The organism is Pseudonocardia sp. ICBG1034, assembly GCF_020131375.1.
Taxonomy (GTDB): Bacteria; Actinomycetota; Actinomycetes; order Mycobacteriales; family Pseudonocardiaceae; genus Pseudonocardia; species Pseudonocardia alni.
In genome coordinates, this window is sequence record NZ_JAHLEK010000015.1 from 2,707,131 (window position 1) to 2,722,857 (window position 15,727).

At 76.3% G+C, this 15,727-nt stretch carries 16 protein-coding genes; 10 read left to right on the top strand and 6 right to left on the bottom strand.

The window, feature by feature from the left end; translation table 11 throughout:
* Positions 1 to 29 precede the first annotated feature (29 nt).
* Entirely contained in the window at positions 30 to 1,124 is a 1,095-nt protein-coding gene (gene mltG, locus KPF22_RS14170) for an endolytic transglycosylase MltG (RefSeq protein WP_208826930.1), read from the top strand.
* Between the two features lie 103 nt (positions 1,125 to 1,227).
* Positions 1,228 to 2,280: a 2,3-butanediol dehydrogenase gene (locus tag KPF22_RS14175; RefSeq protein WP_224402312.1), complete on the top strand. Its 1,053-nt coding sequence runs from the start codon at positions 1,228 to 1,230 to the stop codon at positions 2,278 to 2,280.
* Between the two features lie 9 nt (positions 2,281 to 2,289).
* Here KPF22_RS14175 and KPF22_RS14180 read toward each other — a convergent pair whose 3' ends face one another.
* The gene (locus tag KPF22_RS14180) at positions 2,290 to 3,162 is read right to left on the bottom strand and encodes a spermidine synthase (protein ID WP_224402313.1); all 873 of its coding nucleotides are present in this window, start codon (positions 3,160 to 3,162) and stop codon (positions 2,290 to 2,292) included.
* Between the two features lie 87 nt (positions 3,163 to 3,249).
* On the opposite strand from KPF22_RS14180, the gene KPF22_RS14185 reads away from it, so the two are divergent.
* The 6 genes from KPF22_RS14185 to KPF22_RS14210 all read left to right on the top strand — a co-directional run bounded on the left by KPF22_RS14185 (position 3,250) and on the right by KPF22_RS14210 (position 8,331).
* Positions 3,250 to 3,915, top strand: a complete 666-nt coding sequence (locus KPF22_RS14185; protein WP_224402314.1) for a prepilin peptidase — start codon at positions 3,250 to 3,252, stop codon at positions 3,913 to 3,915.
* A gap of 13 nt (positions 3,916 to 3,928) precedes the next feature.
* Positions 3,929 to 5,131, top strand: a complete 1,203-nt coding sequence (gene aroC, locus KPF22_RS14190; RefSeq protein ID WP_073575277.1) for a chorismate synthase — start codon at positions 3,929 to 3,931, stop codon at positions 5,129 to 5,131.
* A complete protein-coding gene (locus KPF22_RS14195) occupies positions 5,128 to 5,814 on the top strand; it encodes a shikimate kinase (RefSeq protein WP_308010392.1) in 687 nt (228 codons plus the stop codon). Before aroC ends, KPF22_RS14195 begins: the two co-directional genes overlap by 4 nt.
* Positions 5,811 to 6,944: a 3-dehydroquinate synthase gene (gene aroB, locus KPF22_RS14200; protein ID WP_224402315.1), complete on the top strand. Its 1,134-nt coding sequence runs from the start codon at positions 5,811 to 5,813 to the stop codon at positions 6,942 to 6,944. The genes KPF22_RS14195 and aroB overlap by 4 nt, the downstream gene beginning before the upstream one ends.
* A 1-nt stretch (position 6,945) precedes the next feature.
* Positions 6,946 to 7,830 carry a YhjD/YihY/BrkB family envelope integrity protein gene (locus KPF22_RS14205; protein WP_224402316.1) on the top strand — a complete coding sequence of 295 codons (885 nt, stop codon included), beginning with the start codon at positions 6,946 to 6,948 and terminating at the stop codon, positions 7,828 to 7,830.
* Between the two features lie 129 nt (positions 7,831 to 7,959).
* Complete coding sequence (locus KPF22_RS14210) at positions 7,960 to 8,331, top strand: hypothetical protein (RefSeq protein WP_224402317.1); 372 nt, start codon at positions 7,960 to 7,962, stop codon at positions 8,329 to 8,331.
* On the opposite strand, the gene KPF22_RS14215 is transcribed toward KPF22_RS14210, so the two are convergent.
* Positions 8,326 to 9,042 (bottom strand): MBL fold metallo-hydrolase, encoded by a 717-nt coding sequence (locus KPF22_RS14215; RefSeq protein WP_062395645.1) that lies wholly within the window; start codon positions 9,040 to 9,042, stop codon positions 8,326 to 8,328. The genes KPF22_RS14210 and KPF22_RS14215 overlap by 6 nt on opposite strands.
* A 30-nt stretch (positions 9,043 to 9,072) precedes the next feature.
* Between KPF22_RS14215 and KPF22_RS14220 the strand changes: the two genes are divergently transcribed.
* Positions 9,073 to 10,152, top strand: coding sequence for a Xaa-Pro peptidase family protein (locus KPF22_RS14220; RefSeq protein WP_224402318.1), 1,080 nt, complete (start codon positions 9,073 to 9,075; stop codon positions 10,150 to 10,152).
* Here the strand turns inward: KPF22_RS14220 and KPF22_RS14225 are convergent.
* The 4 genes from KPF22_RS14225 to KPF22_RS14240 are packed head-to-tail and all read right to left on the bottom strand — an operon-like array spanning position 10,139 to position 15,060.
* Positions 10,139 to 11,341, bottom strand: a complete 1,203-nt coding sequence (locus KPF22_RS14225) for an ABC transporter permease (RefSeq protein WP_208821256.1) — start codon at positions 11,339 to 11,341, stop codon at positions 10,139 to 10,141. The two genes, KPF22_RS14220 and KPF22_RS14225, sit on opposite strands and share 14 nt — an antisense overlap.
* A complete protein-coding gene (locus tag KPF22_RS14230; protein ID WP_208821254.1) occupies positions 11,338 to 12,273 on the bottom strand; it encodes an ABC transporter ATP-binding protein in 936 nt (311 codons plus the stop codon). The genes KPF22_RS14225 and KPF22_RS14230 overlap by 4 nt, the downstream gene beginning before the upstream one ends.
* Before the next feature lie 29 nt (positions 12,274 to 12,302).
* Positions 12,303 to 14,408: a histidine kinase gene (locus KPF22_RS14235; protein ID WP_224402319.1), complete on the bottom strand. Its 2,106-nt coding sequence runs from the start codon at positions 14,406 to 14,408 to the stop codon at positions 12,303 to 12,305.
* On the bottom strand, positions 14,395 to 15,060 hold the full coding sequence (locus KPF22_RS14240) for a response regulator transcription factor (RefSeq protein WP_073574688.1): 666 nt from the start codon (positions 15,058 to 15,060) through the stop codon (positions 14,395 to 14,397). Before KPF22_RS14240 ends, KPF22_RS14235 begins: the two co-directional genes overlap by 14 nt.
* 105 nt (positions 15,061 to 15,165) lie before the next feature.
* Between KPF22_RS14240 and efp the strand changes: the two genes are divergently transcribed.
* On the top strand, positions 15,166 to 15,726 hold the full coding sequence (efp, locus tag KPF22_RS14245) for an elongation factor P (RefSeq protein ID WP_073574689.1): 561 nt from the start codon (positions 15,166 to 15,168) through the stop codon (positions 15,724 to 15,726).
* The last annotated feature ends 1 nt before the right edge of the window (position 15,727 follow it).

The window sequence follows — 15,727 nt, forward strand, 5'->3', positions numbered from 1 at the left end:
CGGGGCCCGTACGACACCGTCCGACCCCGGTGCACTTCCGGCGGCGGCGGCTCGCCCTGCTGGGGTCGGCGTTGCTGGCCGGCGCGGTACTCGTCGCCGTCGGCCTGTACCTGCGCGGCGCCGACGACTACGCCGGCTCCGGCAGCGGCTCGGTCGTGGTGCGCGTCGAGTCCGGCGACACCACCAGCGCGATCGGGGAGACCCTGGCCGGGCTGGACGTGGTGAAGTCCCGGGCCGCGTTCGTCGAGGCCGCCGCGGAGGAGTCCGGCATCCAGCGGGTCCAGCCCGGCTACTACGAGCTGCGCTCGCAGATGTCCGGCGACTCCGCGGTCGAGGGGCTGCTCGACCCGGAGCGGCGCGTCGGGTTCTTCGACGTCAAGGGCGGTGTCCAGCTGGACGACACCCGCGCCCCGGACGGCACCGTCTCCCCGGGCGTGCTGTCCCAGATCTCCCGCGCCACCTGCCTCGGCACCGCCGACGGGGACGCCCGCTGCACCGGCGTCGACGCGCTGCGCGCCGCGATGGCCGACGCCGACCCGGCCTCGATCGCCGTCCCCGAATGGGCCCGCGCGGGCTACCGGGCGGCCGCCCCCGAGCGCCGGATGGAGGGACTGGTCGCCCCCGGGCCGTACGACCTGGATCCGCGCGGCACCCCGGAGCAGGTGCTGCGCCAGGTGCTCACCGCGTCGGCGACCAGGCTGGAGGCCGCCGGGCTGGGCGGGGAGAACGCCTACCGCACCCTCGTCCTCGCCTCCGTCGTGGAGAAGGAGGCGCTCGTCCCCGACATGCCGAAGGTGGCCCGGGTGATCGAGAACCGGCTCGCGGTGAACCAGCGCCTGGAGATGGACTCCACCGTCAACTACCCGCTCGACGTGCAGGCGCTGCGCACCACGGCCGAGGCCCGCAGCACCCCCGGGCCGTACAACACCTACCTCAACACCGGGCTGCCGCCGACGCCCGTCGCCTCGGTGTCCACCGCGGCGCTGTCGGCCGCGGAGTCCCCGGCCGCGGGCCCGTGGCTGTTCTTCGTGCGGTGCACCACCGAGGGCGCCTCCTGCTTCGCCACGACCTACCCCGAGCACCTCGGCAACGTCGACCGGGCCCGCGCCGCCGGAGCGTTCTGACCCATCACCGGGCACGCATGCAACCTGGGTCCAACCCGTGACGGCGCTCACCCCCGCCGGTAGACCGGGACCCGACAGCGACGTCAGGCGAGAGGAGCCAGCGATGCGTGCGGTCGTCTACCGGGGGCCCGGGGACCTCGACATCACCGACGTGCCCGAGGGCGAGGTGGGTCCCGGCGAGGTCCGGCTGAGGGTCGGGTTCAACGGCATCTGCGGCTCGGACCTGCACGAGTACTACGCGGGCCCGATCTTCATCCCGAACGGGGAGAAGCACCCGCTGACCGGCCGCGAGCTGCCGCTGACCCTCGGCCACGAGTTCTCCGGGACCGTCGTCGAGATCGGGGCCGGGGTCGAGGGCGTCACCGAGGGCGACCGGGTCGCGGTGATGCCGCTCTACACCTGCGGGATCTGCTCACGCTGTTCCGAGGGCCGCTACAACGTGTGTGCGCAGATCGGCTTCCACGGGCTGATGGCCGACGGCGGCATGGCCGAGACCACCGTCGTCCCGGCGCACATGCTGCACCCGCTGCCGGAGAACGTGTCGCTGGAGATGGGCGCGCTCGTCGAGCCCATGGCCGTGGCCTACCACGCGGCCGAGCTCGGCGGGGTGAACCCGGGCGACACCGCGCTGGTGTTCGGCGCCGGGCCGATCGGGATCGGCCTGTGGTTCGCGCTGCGCGGCATGGGCGTGGAGGACGTCCGCGTCGTCGAGCCGTCGGCGACCCGGCGCGGCGCGATCGAGCGGCTCGGCGCGCACACCCTCGACCCGACCGCCCAGGACGTGCCGGCGATCGTGGCGGAGGCGACGAACGGCCGCGGCGCCGACGCCTGCTACGACGCCGCGGGGGTGGCCCCGGCCGTCGCGACCGCGCTGGACTCCCTGGGGGCGGGCCGCCCGATGGTCAGCGTCGCGATCTACGAGACGCCGCTGGTGACCCCGCTGCTCAACCTGGTCCTCGGCGAGTCCCGCATCCAGGGCTCGCTCTGCTACACCCACTCCGACTACCGGGCGGTGATCGAGCTGATGGCGAACGGTCACTACGACACCACCGGCTGGATGGAGAAGATCGCCATGCGCGACGTCGTCGAGGAGGGCTTCGAGGCGCTGCACGCGGGCCGGAAGATGAAGGTCCTGGTCGACCCGTCCCTGGCCTGACCCCGGGGGTCACTGCCCCCAGAAGCCCTCCGGCGGCCGGGGCGAGGGTGCGGCGCACGCGTCGGTGACGACGCCCGCGCCGCGCCCGAGGGCGCGGGTGTCGGCGTCGTCGAGGACCCGGGCCGGGAACGGGTCCCCGGCCGCCCGGCGGGTCACCCCGGGCACCGGCAGCTCCCGGTCCGACGCGGCCAGCACGAGGTTGCCGAACCGGCGTCCGTGCAGCACGTCCGGGGCGGCGACGAGTGCGAGCTCGGCGAACGCCGCCCCGGCCGTCGCGATCTGGCCGGGCAGGAACGGCCAGGGGGCGCCGTCGCCGAGGTTCGCCACGTGCATCCCGGTCGGCGCGAGCACCCGGCGCACGGCGGTGAGGAACTCCGCCGTCGTGACCTGGGCCGGGGTGCGGGCCCCGGCGAACACGTCGACGACCACGACGTCGAACGACGCGGGCGCGAACCGGCCCAGGGTGGCGCGCGCCTCCCCGGTGACCACGGCCAGCCCGTCGGCGACCCCCGGGCCCGGCAGCCGGTGCGCGACCAGGGCGGCCAGCTCGCCGTCGAGCTCGACGACGGTCTGGGCCGACCCGGGGCGGGTCGCGGCGACGTAGCGGGCCAGCGTCCACGCCCCGCCGCCCAGGTGCAGTACCCGCAGCGGCACCGCGGGCGGCGCGGCGAGGTCGACGAGGTGGGCGATCCGGCGGACGTACTCGAACTCGAGGTGCTCGGGGTCGTCGAGGTCGACATGGGACTGGGCCGTCCCGTCGAGCAGCAGCGTCCACGACGACGGCCGCGCCGCGTCCTGCACCAGCTCGGCGACACCGTGGTCGACCTCGGCGCGGACCACCGCCCCGGCCCGGCGGTCACCCTGCGGCGCACTGGAACCCATTCCGGTCATCCTGCCCGCGCCCGGCGGGTTGTCCACAGGCGGGCAACCCGTCGGTCCGGACGGCCCGGCCCGCCCCAGGATCGAGGCATGGACCTCGCCGCCACCGCCACCGCCACCGTCCTGGTCGCCGCCGTCCTCGGCGGGGGCGCCGGCGTCGCGACCCGGCGATGGCTGGCCCGGCTGCCGCGCGGCGCACCGGTCCCGGCCGGGTGGTGCGAGGCGGGGCTGGCGCTGTGCGGGGCGGCGACGGCGGGGCTGGTCGTCTCGGGGCTGCTCGACCCGCGGTGGACGGCGCTGCTCGCGGTGCTGTCCTGGCTGGCCGTGGCGGGATCCGCGACCGACCTGCTGGTGCGGCGGCTGCCGAACGCGCTCACCCTGCCCGCACTCGCGCTGGTGCCCGCGGCGCTCGTGCCGGCCGGGGGTGCCGCGGTGGGGCGCGGCCTGGCCGGGGCGGTGCTGCTCGGCGGCGCCTACCTGGTGGTGCACCTGGTCTCACCGCGGGCGATGGGCGGCGGCGACGTGAAGCTCGCCGGTCCGGTGGGCGCCGCGGCCGCCGGTGCGGGATGGGCGGCGCTGCCGGTGGTCGCGGTGCTGGCCGCGGTCGTCTCGGCGGCGGTGGCGCTCGTCGCGGTCGGGGCCGGGCGGGCCGGGTGGGGGAGCAGGCTGCCGCACGGCCCGGTCCTGCTCGGTGCGGCACTGGGGGTCGTGGTGCCCGCGGTCGTGGTGCTGTCGGGGGCCCGGATCCCCGGGTGAGAGGATGGTCGCCGTGCTGCGATGGATCACCGCCGGGGAGTCCCACGGTCCGGCCCTGGTGGGCGTGCTGGAGGGCATGGTCGCCGGGGTCTCGGTCACCACCAAGGAGCTGCAGGCCGAGCTGGCCCGCCGCAAGCTCGGCTACGGCCGCAGCCCGCGGATGGCGTTCGAGGCCGACGAGCTGGAGGTCATCGGCGGCCTGCGGCACGGCCTCACGCAGGGTGGGCCGGTCGCGGTCCGCATCGCCAACACCGAGTGGCCCAAGTGGGAGACGGTGATGGCCGCCGACCCGGTGGACCCGGAGCTGATCGCGCACCGCGCCCGCAACGCGCCGCTGACCCGGCCCCGTCCCGGCCACGCCGACCTCGCCGGCATGACCAAGTACGGCTTCGACGAGGCCCGCCCGGTCCTGGAGCGCGCCAGCGCACGCGAGACCGCCGCCCGCGTCGTGCTCGGCACCGTCGCCAAGGCGTTCCTGCAGCAGGCCCTCGGCGTGACGATCGTGTCCCACGTCGTGGGCATCGGCGCCGTCGACGCCCCGGACGACGAGCCGCTGCCCGGCCCCGCCGACCTCGACCGCATCGACGCCAACCCGGTGCGCGCCTTCACCGACGCCACCGGCGCCGCGATGGCCGCCGAGATCGACGCCGCGCACGAGGCGGGCGACACCCTCGGCGGGGTCATCGAGGTCATCGCCTACGGGATGCCGGTCGGCGTCGGCACCTACGTGCAGGCCGACCGCCGGCTCGACGCCCGGCTCGCCGCCGCGCTGATGGGTATCCAGGCGATGAAGGGCGTCGAGATCGGCGACGGCTTCCGCACCGCGCACCGCCGCGGCTCCGTCGCTCACGACGAGATGGTCCCCGCCGGCTCGCCAGGGCAGGGTCCGGCGGGCACCGTGCCGGTCACCCGGCTCACCAACCGGGCCGGCGGCATCGAGGGCGGCATGACCAACGGCGAGCCGGTCCGGGTCCGGGTCGCGATGAAGCCCATCTCCACCGTCCCCCGGGCGCTGCGCACCATCGACACCACCACCGGCGAGGAGGCCACCGCCATCCACCAGCGCTCCGACGCCTGCGCCGTGCCGCGTGCCGGGGTCGTCGTCGAGACGATGGTGGCGCTGGTGCTGGCCCAGGCCGCACTGGAGAAGTTCGGCGGCGACTCGCTCGACGAGACCCGCCGCAACCTGGCCTCCTACCTGGCGGGGCAGCGGTGACCGCGCCGGCCCCCACCCCGGCCCCCGACGCCGAGGGCCGCCCCTGGGTGGTGCTCGTCGGCCCGCCCGGGTCCGGCAAGAGCACGGTCGGCTCGCTGCTCGCACAGCGGCTCGGCCTGGACTTCGCCGACACCGACGCCGCGATCGTCGCCCGCATCGGCAAGCCGATCGCGGAGATGTTCGTGCAGGAGGGCGAGGCCGCGTTCCGCACGCTGGAGCGCGAGGTCGTCGCCGAGGAGCTGCGCGCCGGGCACGGCGTCCTCGCCCTCGGCGGCGGCTCCGTGCTGGCCGCCGAGACCCGCGCACTGCTCGCGGGGCACCGCGTCGTCGCGCTCGAGGTGGACCTCGCCGACGGGATGCGCCGCACCGGGATGTCCACCGCGCGCCCGCTGCTGGCCGGGGTGAACCCGCGGGCGACGTTCCGGGCGCTGCTGGCCGAGCGGGCCCCGCTCTACGCCGAGGTCGCCACCGTGGCGGTCACGACGGTGCGCCGCAGCCCCAACCAGGTCGTCGCCGCCGTGCTGGCCGAGCTCGGGCACGGCCCGTCCGCGCTGCCCGAGGCCTCCCCGGACGCCGCCGACCCGTTCGACCGGCCCACCCCGCGCCAGGACTCGACACTGCCGGCGCCCGGCTTCGGCTCGCCGCAGGACGGGGCCGGCACCGAGCGGGCGGAGACCCGATGACGGCCACACCGTCCGGCACGCTGCCCGACACCTCCGGCACCACCGAGTCCGACGGCTCGGTCCGCATCGACGTCCGCACCGAGCAGCCCTATCCGGTGCTCGTCGGCGCCGGGGTGGCCGCGCGGCTGGCCGAGGTCGTCGCCGGCACCGGGGCGGGCCGGGTCCTCGTGCTGCACCCGCCGACGCTCGCCGACCGCGCCGGTGCCGCCCGCGCCGAGCTGGAGGCCGCCGGGCTGGCCGCGTTCACCCACGAGGTGCCCGACGCCGAGGACGGCAAGTCCCTGGCCTCGCTGGCCGACTGCTGGGACGCCTGTGCCCGTGCCGCGCTGACCCGGGCCGACGTGGTCGTCGGGTTCGGCGGGGGAGCGGTCACCGACCTGGCGGGGTTCGTCGCCGCGACCTGGATGCGCGGGGTACGGGTCGTGCACGTCCCGACCACGCTGCTCGCGATGGTCGACGCCGCCGTCGGCGGGAAGACCGGCATCAACACCGCCGCCGGGAAGAACCTGGTGGGCGCCTTCCACGAGCCGTCCGCGGTGCTCGTCGACCTCGACACGCTGCGCACGCTGCCGCGTCCCGAGCTCGTCGCCGGGTCCGCGGAGGTGTGGAAGGCCGGGTTCATCGCCGACCCGGTCATCCTCGACCGCGTCCGCGCCGACCCGGCCGCCGCGCTGGACCCGGCCGGGCCGGTGCTCGGCGAGCTGGTGCGCCGCGCGATCCGGGTGAAGGCCGACGTCGTCGGGGCGGACCTGCGCGAGTCGCACCTGCGGGAGATCCTCAACTACGGCCACACCCTCGGCCACGCCGTGGAGCGCCGCGAGCGCTACCGGTGGCGGCACGGCAACGCCGTCGCGGTCGGCCTGGTGTTCGCCGCCGAGCTGGCCCGCGCCGCGGGGCGGCTCGACGACGCCACCGCCGACCTGCACCGCGAGGTGCTGGAGCTGGTCGGGCTGCCGACGCGCTACGAGCCCGGCGTGCTCGACGAGCTGACCGAGACCATGCGCGGGGACAAGAAGTCCCGGGCCGGGACGCTGCGCTTCGTCGTGCTCGACGGGCTCGCCGAGCCCGGCCGCCTGGAGGGCCCGGACGCGGGCCTGCTCGCGACCGCGTACGCGGCGATCAGCGGCTGAGGTGGCGGTCCGGGCGGGGGTCGCGCACGCCCGCCGGGCCGCCGACCGCTACCGCCACCAGCGCGGCAACCACCTGTCCGCCGCGGTCGCGTTCTACACGGTGATCGCGGCGGTGCCGCTGCTGCTCGTCCTGTTCTTCGCTCTCGGGCTGCTCGTGTTCTGGCGCACCACCTCCCGCGACGACCTGGTCCTCGCCGTCGAGGCGGCGTTCCCGGCCGGGCTGACCGGCGCCGTCGCCCCCGCCGTGGAGGCCGCCGCCGACCGCAGCGGGTCGCTCGTCGGGATCGGTGCGCTCGGGGTGCTGTGGGCCGGGTCGACGTGGACGTCGTACCTGCGGGAGGCGCTGTCGGCGCAGTTCCGGCTGCCCGCCGAGCGGATCGTCTCGCCGCGCCGGGTCCTGTGGGACCTGGGCGCGCTGGCCGTGCTCGGCGCCGCCGTCCTCGCCTCGGTGGTGGTGACGTTCGCCGCGACCGGGCTGGCCGGGTTCACCCTGGAGCTGGTCGGCGTCCGCGACGCGCTCGGCGGCCGGGTCGCGCTGCGGGTGCTCGGCGCCGTCGTGGTGCTGGTCCTGGACTGGGCCGTGTTCTGCTTCGTGCTGGCCCGGCTGCCGCGCCGGCCGGTCCCGCCGGGCCGGGTCGTGCGTCCCGCCGCCGTCGGCGCGGTCGCGCTGGAGCTGCTCAAGCTCGGGGCCGCGCTGGCCGTCGGCGTCGTGTCCGACACCGCGGGCGGGGCCGTGTTCGGCACCGTGCTCGCGACGCTGTTCTTCCTGTTCCTGCTGTCGCGGCTGCTGGTGTTCTCCGCGGCGTGGATCGCGACCGACGGGACCGACCCCGCACCCCGGTCGGAGACCGACGTCGTCGAGGACCCGGCGCAGCGGGTCCGGTAGCGCCCGCAGGTCCAGCTCGGCGGCGAACAGCGCGCCTCTGCGCCCGGAGCGTGCCGAGAGGAACCGGCGCAGGTTCTCGCAGCCGCCGCGGCCGCCGCGGCCGCGGCGGCCGGGCTGACGGGCCAGGGCGTGCAGCGCGGCGAGCTCACCGCAGGCGTCGAGGACGGCGTGCACCCGCGCGGTGCCGAGCGCGCGCAGCAGCTCGTCCTCCAGGTCGGCGTCGCACACCCGGACCGGCACCGCCGCCCCGGCGGCCCGGCGGCAGGACGCCGCGGCCCCGGCGTCGCACAGCACGGCGACCCGGTCCGGGGCGGAGGGGGCGAGGGCCGCCAGGGCGGTGCCCAGGTCGGTGTAGCCGTGCAGGACGACGATCGCCACGTCGCCGGGCGGGGTGCCGCGACGTCGCGCGAGGGTCTCGAGCACCGCGGCGTCGCCGGCCCCCTCGACGGGCACCACCGCGGCCGGGGTCACGACCCGGCCGTCACGGTCCGGCCGTCATGACCCGAACGCGGCCACGAACTGCTCGGCCGAGGTCGCCCGGTAGACGGTGTTGGTGGCCCGCACGTCGTCGAGCGGGGCGTTCGACGCCGGCGAGTACCGGTGCCCCGGGTAGACCGTCGGGTTGCCCTTCAGCGCTGCCAGCTGCTGCAGCGAGTGGTACATCTGCGCGGTGTCGCCGCCCGGGAAGTCGGTGCGCCCGCAGCCCTGCAGGAACAGCGTGTCCCCGGCGACGAGCCGGTCGCCGTCCGGGCCGGGCACCAGGAAGCACTGGCTGCCCGGGGTGTGGCCGGGGGTGTGCAGCAGCCGGATCGCGACGTTCCCCACCTCGACGACGTCGTCGTGGTCGTGCGGGGTCAGGTCGGTCGCGGACAGCCCGGTCACCCGCGTCACGTAGTCGGCCTCCGCGCGCTGCACGTGGATCGGCACCGGGTGCGACCCGATCAGCTGCGCGACGCCGACGAGGTCGAAGCCCATCATCGTGCCGCCGACGTGGTCGGGGTGGTGGTGCGTGGCCAGCACCCCGGTCAGGCGCATGCCGTCGGCGTCGAGGGTCGCGAGCAGCTCGTCGGGGGAGTAGGCCGGGTCGACGACGACGGCCTCGCGGGTCTCGTCGTCGCCGATCAGGTACGAGAAGTTGACCATCTGGGTGGCCACCGGGTCACCCACGGCGTAGTCCTGGCCCGACAGCAGCTGGCGGAAGTAGAGACCCATGGCCGCGACCCTAGACATAGGGTTCGGGCCATGTCCCACCCCGCCCGGCGCGACGCCCTGCGCGCCCTGCTCCCCGCCGCCGGACTGGACGCGCTGCTGGTCACCGACCTGCTCGACGTCCGGCACCTCACCGGGTTCACCGGCTCCAACGCCGCCGCGGTGATCGCCGCCGACCCGGGCGGCGACCTGCTCTGCACCGACGGGCGCTACCGGGTCCAGGCTGCGGAGCAGTGCCCCGGCCTGGAGGTCCTCGTCGACCGGCCGAGCGCGCCGGCCGCCGCGACCCGGGTCCCCGCCGGGCTGACCCTCGGCTACGACTCGGCGACCCTCACCGTCGACGGGCTGGCCGCGGTCCGCGACGCCGTCCCCGGCCGCAGGCTGCGCCGCGCCCCCGGCCTGGCCGGGCGGCTGCGCGCGGTCAAGGACGCCGGCGAGGTCGAGCGGATCGCCGCGGCCTGCGCGCTGGCCGACACCGCGCTGCGCTCCCTGCTCGACGACGGCGGCCTGCGCCCGGGGCGCACCGAGGCCGACGTCGCGCTCGACCTCGACGACCGGATGCGCCGCCTGGGCGCCGACGGCCCCGCCTTCGACACCATCCTCGCCGCCGGCCCGCACTCCGCGGTACCGCACCACCGCCCCACCGGCACCGAGCTGCGTCGCGGCGACCTCGTCAAGATCGACTTCGGGGCGGCGCTGGACGGCTACCACTCCGACACCACGCGCACGTTCTGCCTGGGCCCGGCCGCGGACTGGCAGCGTGAGCTGCACGCCCTGGTCGACGCCGCCGCCGCGGCCGGGCGGGCCGCACTCGTCGCCGGGGCGTCGGTGACCGCCGTCGACGCGGCCGCCCGGGACGTGATCACCGCCGCCGGGCACGGCGAACGGTTCCCGCACGGCCTCGGCCACGGGGTCGGGCTCGCGGTGCACGAGCCGCCGTGGCTCGGGACCACCGCCACCGGGCGGATCGAGGCCGGCAACGTCGTGACCGTCGAGCCGGGCGTCTACCTCGACGGACGGGGCGGGGTGCGGATCGAGGACACCCTGCACGTCGTCGCGGGCGGCCCGGCCGTGCCGCTGACCGGGCTGCCGCACGAGCTCATCGAGATCTGAGCGCCTCCCGCCACGGCACGGTCGCCCCGATCCGCAGCACCGACCGCTCGTAGACCCGGGCGCCCGCCTTCGCCAGCAGGACCAGCGCCACCAGCATGACCAGGGCCGACCCGGCGACGTGCCACGCGGTCGCCGACCCGTCGGCGATCATCAGCGGCATCAGCATCGCCGGGAACGGCGGGATCCACGACAACACGCCGAGCACCGCGGAGTCCGGCGAGCCCAGGAACCAGAACGAGACGCCGTACATCGCGAACAACAGCATCATCAGCGGCCCGGTCGTGCTGTTGACGTCCTCCTGGCGTGACACGAGGGACCCGGCCGCGGCGTAGAGCACCGCGAAGAACGCGTAGCCGAGGACGAACCAGCCCAGCGCGGCGCCGAACACCCCGAGCGCGGTGCCGGTGATCGTCAGGAGCCCGGTGGCGATCCCGGCGCCGATGCCGACGACGCCGTAGAGCAGCAGCTGCACCAGCCCGACGGCGCCGATCCCCAGCACCTTGCCCCACAGCAGGTGCAGCGGGCGGATCGTCGACAGCAGCAGCTCCACCACGCGGCTGGACTTCTCCTCGACCACGCCCATGGCGACGGTGAGGCCGAAGCCCACGATCTGCATGAACATCACGATCAGCACGACGAACGACAGCGCGGTGCGCTGCCCGGCCTCGGGATCGGCGGGGTCGAGCGCGTCGACGGTGAGCCCGGCGGGCGGGGTCGCGGCGGCCAGCTCGGCCGGGGTGAGGCCCACCGTCGCCAGCGCGGCCGCGGTGGCCCGGTCGGCGAGCGCGGCGTCGAGCACCGCGCGGGTCGCCGACGGCACGTCCGAGTCGACGACGGCCACCGCGCCCGCCGGGCCGTCCGCGGTCAGGGCGACGTCGAGCTCCCCGGCGGCGACGGCGTCGCGCCCGGCGGCCGCGGACGGCACCTCCCGGACCTCGACGGGCAGGCCGAGCCGATCCCCGGCGGCCGCGACCGCCGCGGTGAGCGAGGCGTCTCCGGCCACCCCGACGGTGGGACGGTCGTCGCCGCCGGAGCCGAACACCGCGTAGGCGACCATGCCGCCGACGATGACCAGCACCATGATCGCGTTGCTGATCCAGAAGCTGCGCTTGTGCACCTGCACCCGGAACTCGCGACGCGCGACGAGCGCGACCGCGCGGTGCGCGGGCAGGGTGGCGGACCCGGTCATGCGACGACCTCCCGGTACAGATCGGTCAGCGACGGCGTGGTGACGGTGAAGCCGCGCACCGGCCCGGTGGCGAGCGCCGCGGCGAGTACCCGCTGGTCGTCGGCGCCGTCGCCGAGCGCCAGGACGGTGCGGCCACGGTCCTGGGCGAGCACGGTGACCCCGGGCAGGCCCTGCGCCCAGCCGGGCGCGGCGGCGGGGGCGTGGACCTCCAGCCGGGTGCCGCCACCGCGGCGCACCTCGCCGACGGTGCCGACGGTCCGCATCCGGCCGGCCACGAGGATCCCGACCCGGTCGCACAGCCGCTGCACCAGGTCGAGCTGGTGGCTGGAGAACAGCACCGGCACCCCGGCGCGGGCCTTCTCCCGCAGCACCTCGCTCATCACGTCGACGGCGACCGGGTCCAGCCCGGAGAACGGCTCGTCGAGCACCAGCACCGCCGGGTCGTGCACGAGCGCGGCGGCCAGCTGCACACGCTGCTGGTTGCCCAGGCTGAGGGCGTCGACGGTGTCACCGAGCCGGTGATCGACGCCGAGCTGCTCGGCCCAGCGCAGCACCGCCCGGCGCGCCGCGGCCCGGTCGACGCCGTGCAGCTCGGCCAGGTAGGTCAGCTGCTCGCCGACCTTCATCTTCGGGTACAGCCCGCGCTCCTCGGGCATGTAGCCGATCGTGCGGCGCACGTCGAGATCGACCGGGCGCCCGCCGAGGCGGACCTGCCCGGAGTCCGCCGCCAGCACCCCGAGGGCGATCCGCATCGTCGTCGTCTTCCCGGCGCCGTTGGAACCGACGAAGCCGAAGATCTCGCCCGGGCGGACGTCGAAGCTCACCCCGTCCAGGGCGACGGTGCCGCCGTAGCGCTTGGTCAGCGCGTCGACCTCGAGCGTCGCGCCGGTGTCGGTCACCGGCCCGGCCCGGAGCTGCTGCTGTGCTGTCATCGGTCCCTCCCCGCTCGTGGGGGCCGACGCTACGAGCCGGGTGCCCCCTCGCGGATCGGCGCGCAGGACGAGATCGGCGACGCGGCGGGGTCGTCCTCGCGGACGAGCGGGCTGCGGGGCAGCACCGCGCGGACCGTCCACCCCGGACCGTCGCCGGGGCCGGTGTACAGATCGCCGCCGAGCAGCGCGACCCGTTCCCGCATGCCGAGCAGGCCCAGGCCGGAGCCGGTGCCGTCGGGCCGGTGGCCGGGTACCGGGCCGTCGTCGTCGACCTCCACGACGACGGGTCCGCCGTCGCCGCCCCGGGTGACCCGCACCCGGGTGGGGGTGGGCCCGGCGTGGCGCAGGGTGTTGGTCAGGGCCTCGGTGACGATGCGCCGCGCGAACAGCTCCGCTTCACCGGGCGTCCCCGCCGGAGAGCCCCCGACCGTCACCTCGACCGGCAGACCCGCCGAGCGGGACGGCGCGACCAGCGCCTCCAGCGCGGCGGGGGACAGGTCCGCGCCGTCCGGGTCCGGACCCAGGTCGGCGAGTGCCGGCAGCGCCTCGGCGACCCGGCGGACCGAGTCGGCGATGTGCCCGAGCGCCTCGGCGCGCGTCGCCGGGTCGGCGGCGAGCCGCGCGGCCCCGGCCTGCACCGCCACCGCGGACACGTGGTGGGCGACGACGTCGTGCAGGTCGCGGGCCACACGCAGGCGTTCGCGGGTGAGCGCGTCGCGCACGCCGGCCTCGGTGAGCGCGCGTCGCCGGGCCGCGGTGTCGAGCCGGTGGTGGCGGACCGCGACCCCGGCCGCCCACAGCGGCACCACGGCCAGGAAGTTCAGCACCACCACCGACTCCGGGTAGCCGAGCCGGTCCCACACCCCCGTCAGGACACCCCCGGCGACGACGACGAGTGTCGACACCACCACGGCCACCGCGGACGGCACGACCGGCGCCGCCGTCGCCGCGCCCCAGACCAGCAGGACCCAGGCCGACTCGGCGAACACGTTCGAGCCGTCGAGCAGACCCGCGGCGAGCGACCCGGCTCCGGCGAGCAGCAGCGCCGGCACCGGCGCGGTCCGCCACCAGGCGACGAGTGCGAACTGCGCCATGACGACGACCGCCGCGGCCGGGTCCCGCCACGGCAGCTGCAGCATGCGCAGGAACCCGTCGACGACCGGCTGCCCGGTGTCCACGCCGGCCACCGGGGCGACCAGCGCACCCATCAGCAGTGCCGGGACCACGAACGCGACGAGCGCCCACAGCCCGGCCCGGTCGGGTACCGGCAGCCGGCGCCGGCGCGGGGGTGCGGCGGGCTCCGGCACCGCGACGGCGACGGGGCCCGGCTCGACGGCGGCGGGCGCGCGCAGCACGCCCAGGACCCGGCGCATCGCGGCCAGCACCGACCGGGCCCGCTCCCGCACGGCACGCAGGTCGGCCTCGGTCGCGTCGGGGCCCAGCGCCCCGGCCTGGGCGACCAGGCCACGCAGACCGCTGAGCACCCCGCCGCCGATCTCCTCGGCGATCCGGGACCGCTCGGCGTCCAGCGCGGTGCCGTGCCGCAGCCTGTCGGTCTCGGCCCGTTCCCGGTCGGCGCGCAGCGCGGCGGACCGGCTCCAGCGCCCCGCGAGGGCGGCGATCACCAGCAGCGGCGCCACCACCGTCGAGCCGCCGACGAGCATCCCCGCCTCGGTCGCCGGGTCCGGCGACAGCGGGACGCGCAGGAGCCCGGCCAGCCCGAGCGCCCCGAGCCAGGGCAGCGTCACCCAGGCCGCCGCGCCGACCGGTCCGCGCTGCGGGGCCCGCGCGACGGAGAAGGCCAGCAGCGGCCACAGCAGCGCCGCGAACCCGGTGAGGAACGCCATCGCCGGGGCGGCGAGCACGGCCAGGACCAGGTAGGCGCGCCGCGGCCGGTGGCGGCGCAGCAGCACGGTGGCGGCCATCGCCGGGCTCAGCACCGCCGCCAGCGCCACGGACAGCGGGAGGGGGAGCCGGTGGGTGTAGCCGGGGATCTCCAGGACCAGGGCGGTGACCAGCTCCTGGGCGACCAGGATCAGCGCCAGCACCGCCAGCGCGACGTCCCCGGCGCGCGTGCCGGGCAGCGGCGTGGGGGCGGGAGCGGGGGCGTCCGGTCCGGGCTCAGCCGTCGGCACCGGCCGCTCCCACCAGCCCGTGCTCGTAGGCGAACACCACCAGCTGCACCCGGTCGCGCAGCCCCAGCTTGGTGAGCAGGTTCGAGACGTGGGTCTTGACCGTCGTGCCGCCCAGCACCAGCCGGTCGGCGATCTCGGCGTTGGACAGCCCGGCGGCGACCAGCCCGAGCACCTCCCGCTCCCGCTCGGTCAGCCCGGCCGCGGGCCCGGCCGGGGCGGGCGGGTCGGCCGGGACGAACGAGCCGACGAGCCTGCGGGTGACCGACGGCGCGAACAGCTCGTGCCCGGCGTGCACGGTGCGCACCGCGACCTGGAGGTCCTCCGGCTCGACGTCCTTCAGCACGAAGCCGGACGCGCCGGCCCGCAGGGCGTCGTAGACGTGGCGGTCCAGGTCGAACGTCGTCACCACCAGCACACGGATGCCGGGGTCGCGCAGCGCGCGGATCCGCCGGGTCCCCTCGATGCCGTCGGTGCCGGGCATCCGGACGTCCATCAGCACGACGTCCGGGCGCAGGGTCTCGGCCAGCTCGGCGGCCTCCGCGCCGTCCCCGGCCTCCCCGACGACGTCGATGTCCGGCGCCGCCGCGAGCACCGTCCGCAGCCCCGCCCGCACCACCGCCTGGTCGTCGGCCACCACCACCCGCACCGTCATGGCGCCCATCCTGGCAGGTCGCCCGCCCCTCGGGCGGGCCGGTGAACCGGGTGGCGGTACCCTGACCGACGCACGAATCCGAGATCCGAGCAGGAGAGCGCGCACGTGGCGACCACGAACGACCTGAAGAACGGCCTGGTCCTGAACATCGAGGGCCAGCTGTGGACCGTGACGGCGTTCCAGCACGTCAAGCCCGGCAAGGGCGGTGCGTTCGTTCGCACCACGCTGAAGAACGTGATGTCCGGGAAGGTCGTGGACCGGACCTTCAACGCGGGCACCAAGGTCGACACCGCGACGGTGGACCGCCGCGACATGACCTACCTGTACCGCGAGGGCACCGACTTCGTCTTCATGGACGGCGACACCTTCGACCAGATCCCGATCCCGGAGAAGGCCGTCGGCGACGCCGCGCGCTACCTGCTGGAGAACGCCTCCGCCCAGGTGTCGCTGCACGAGGGGGAGCCGCTGTTCATCGAGCTCCCGACCTCGGTCGAGCTGGTCATCTCCCACACCGACCCGGGCCTGCAGGGTGACCGCTCCACCGGCGGCACCAAGCCCGCGACCCTGGAGACCGGCGCCGAGATCCAGGTGCCGCTGTTCCTGGAGAGCGGCACCAAGGTCAAGGTCGACACCCGGGACGGCCGTTACCTCGGCCGCGTGAGCTGAG

What these genes read in the sequence shown, in the direction of transcription:
- KPF22_RS14230 (WP_208821254.1), bottom strand. Translation starts at nt 12,273, where the DNA reads ATGACAGCACAGCAGCAGCTCCGGGCCGGGCCGGTGACCGACACCGGC.
- KPF22_RS14175 (WP_224402312.1), top strand. Translation starts at nt 1,228, where the DNA reads ATGCGTGCGGTCGTCTACCGGGGGCCCGGGGACCTCGACATCACCGAC.
- KPF22_RS14240 (WP_073574688.1), bottom strand. Translation starts at nt 15,060, where the DNA reads ATGACGGTGCGGGTGGTGGTGGCCGACGACCAGGCGGTGGTGCGGGCG.
- KPF22_RS14220 (WP_224402318.1), top strand. Translation starts at nt 9,073, where the DNA reads ATGTCCCACCCCGCCCGGCGCGACGCCCTGCGCGCCCTGCTCCCCGCC.
- KPF22_RS14225 (WP_208821256.1), bottom strand. Translation starts at nt 11,341, where the DNA reads ATGACCGGGTCCGCCACCCTGCCCGCGCACCGCGCGGTCGCGCTCGTC.
- KPF22_RS14215 (WP_062395645.1), bottom strand. Translation starts at nt 9,042, where the DNA reads ATGGGTCTCTACTTCCGCCAGCTGCTGTCGGGCCAGGACTACGCCGTG.
- KPF22_RS14185 (WP_224402314.1), top strand. Translation starts at nt 3,250, where the DNA reads ATGGACCTCGCCGCCACCGCCACCGCCACCGTCCTGGTCGCCGCCGTC.
- aroB (WP_224402315.1), top strand. Translation starts at nt 5,811, where the DNA reads ATGACGGCCACACCGTCCGGCACGCTGCCCGACACCTCCGGCACCACC.
- KPF22_RS14180 (WP_224402313.1), bottom strand. Translation starts at nt 3,162, where the DNA reads ATGGGTTCCAGTGCGCCGCAGGGTGACCGCCGGGCCGGGGCGGTGGTC.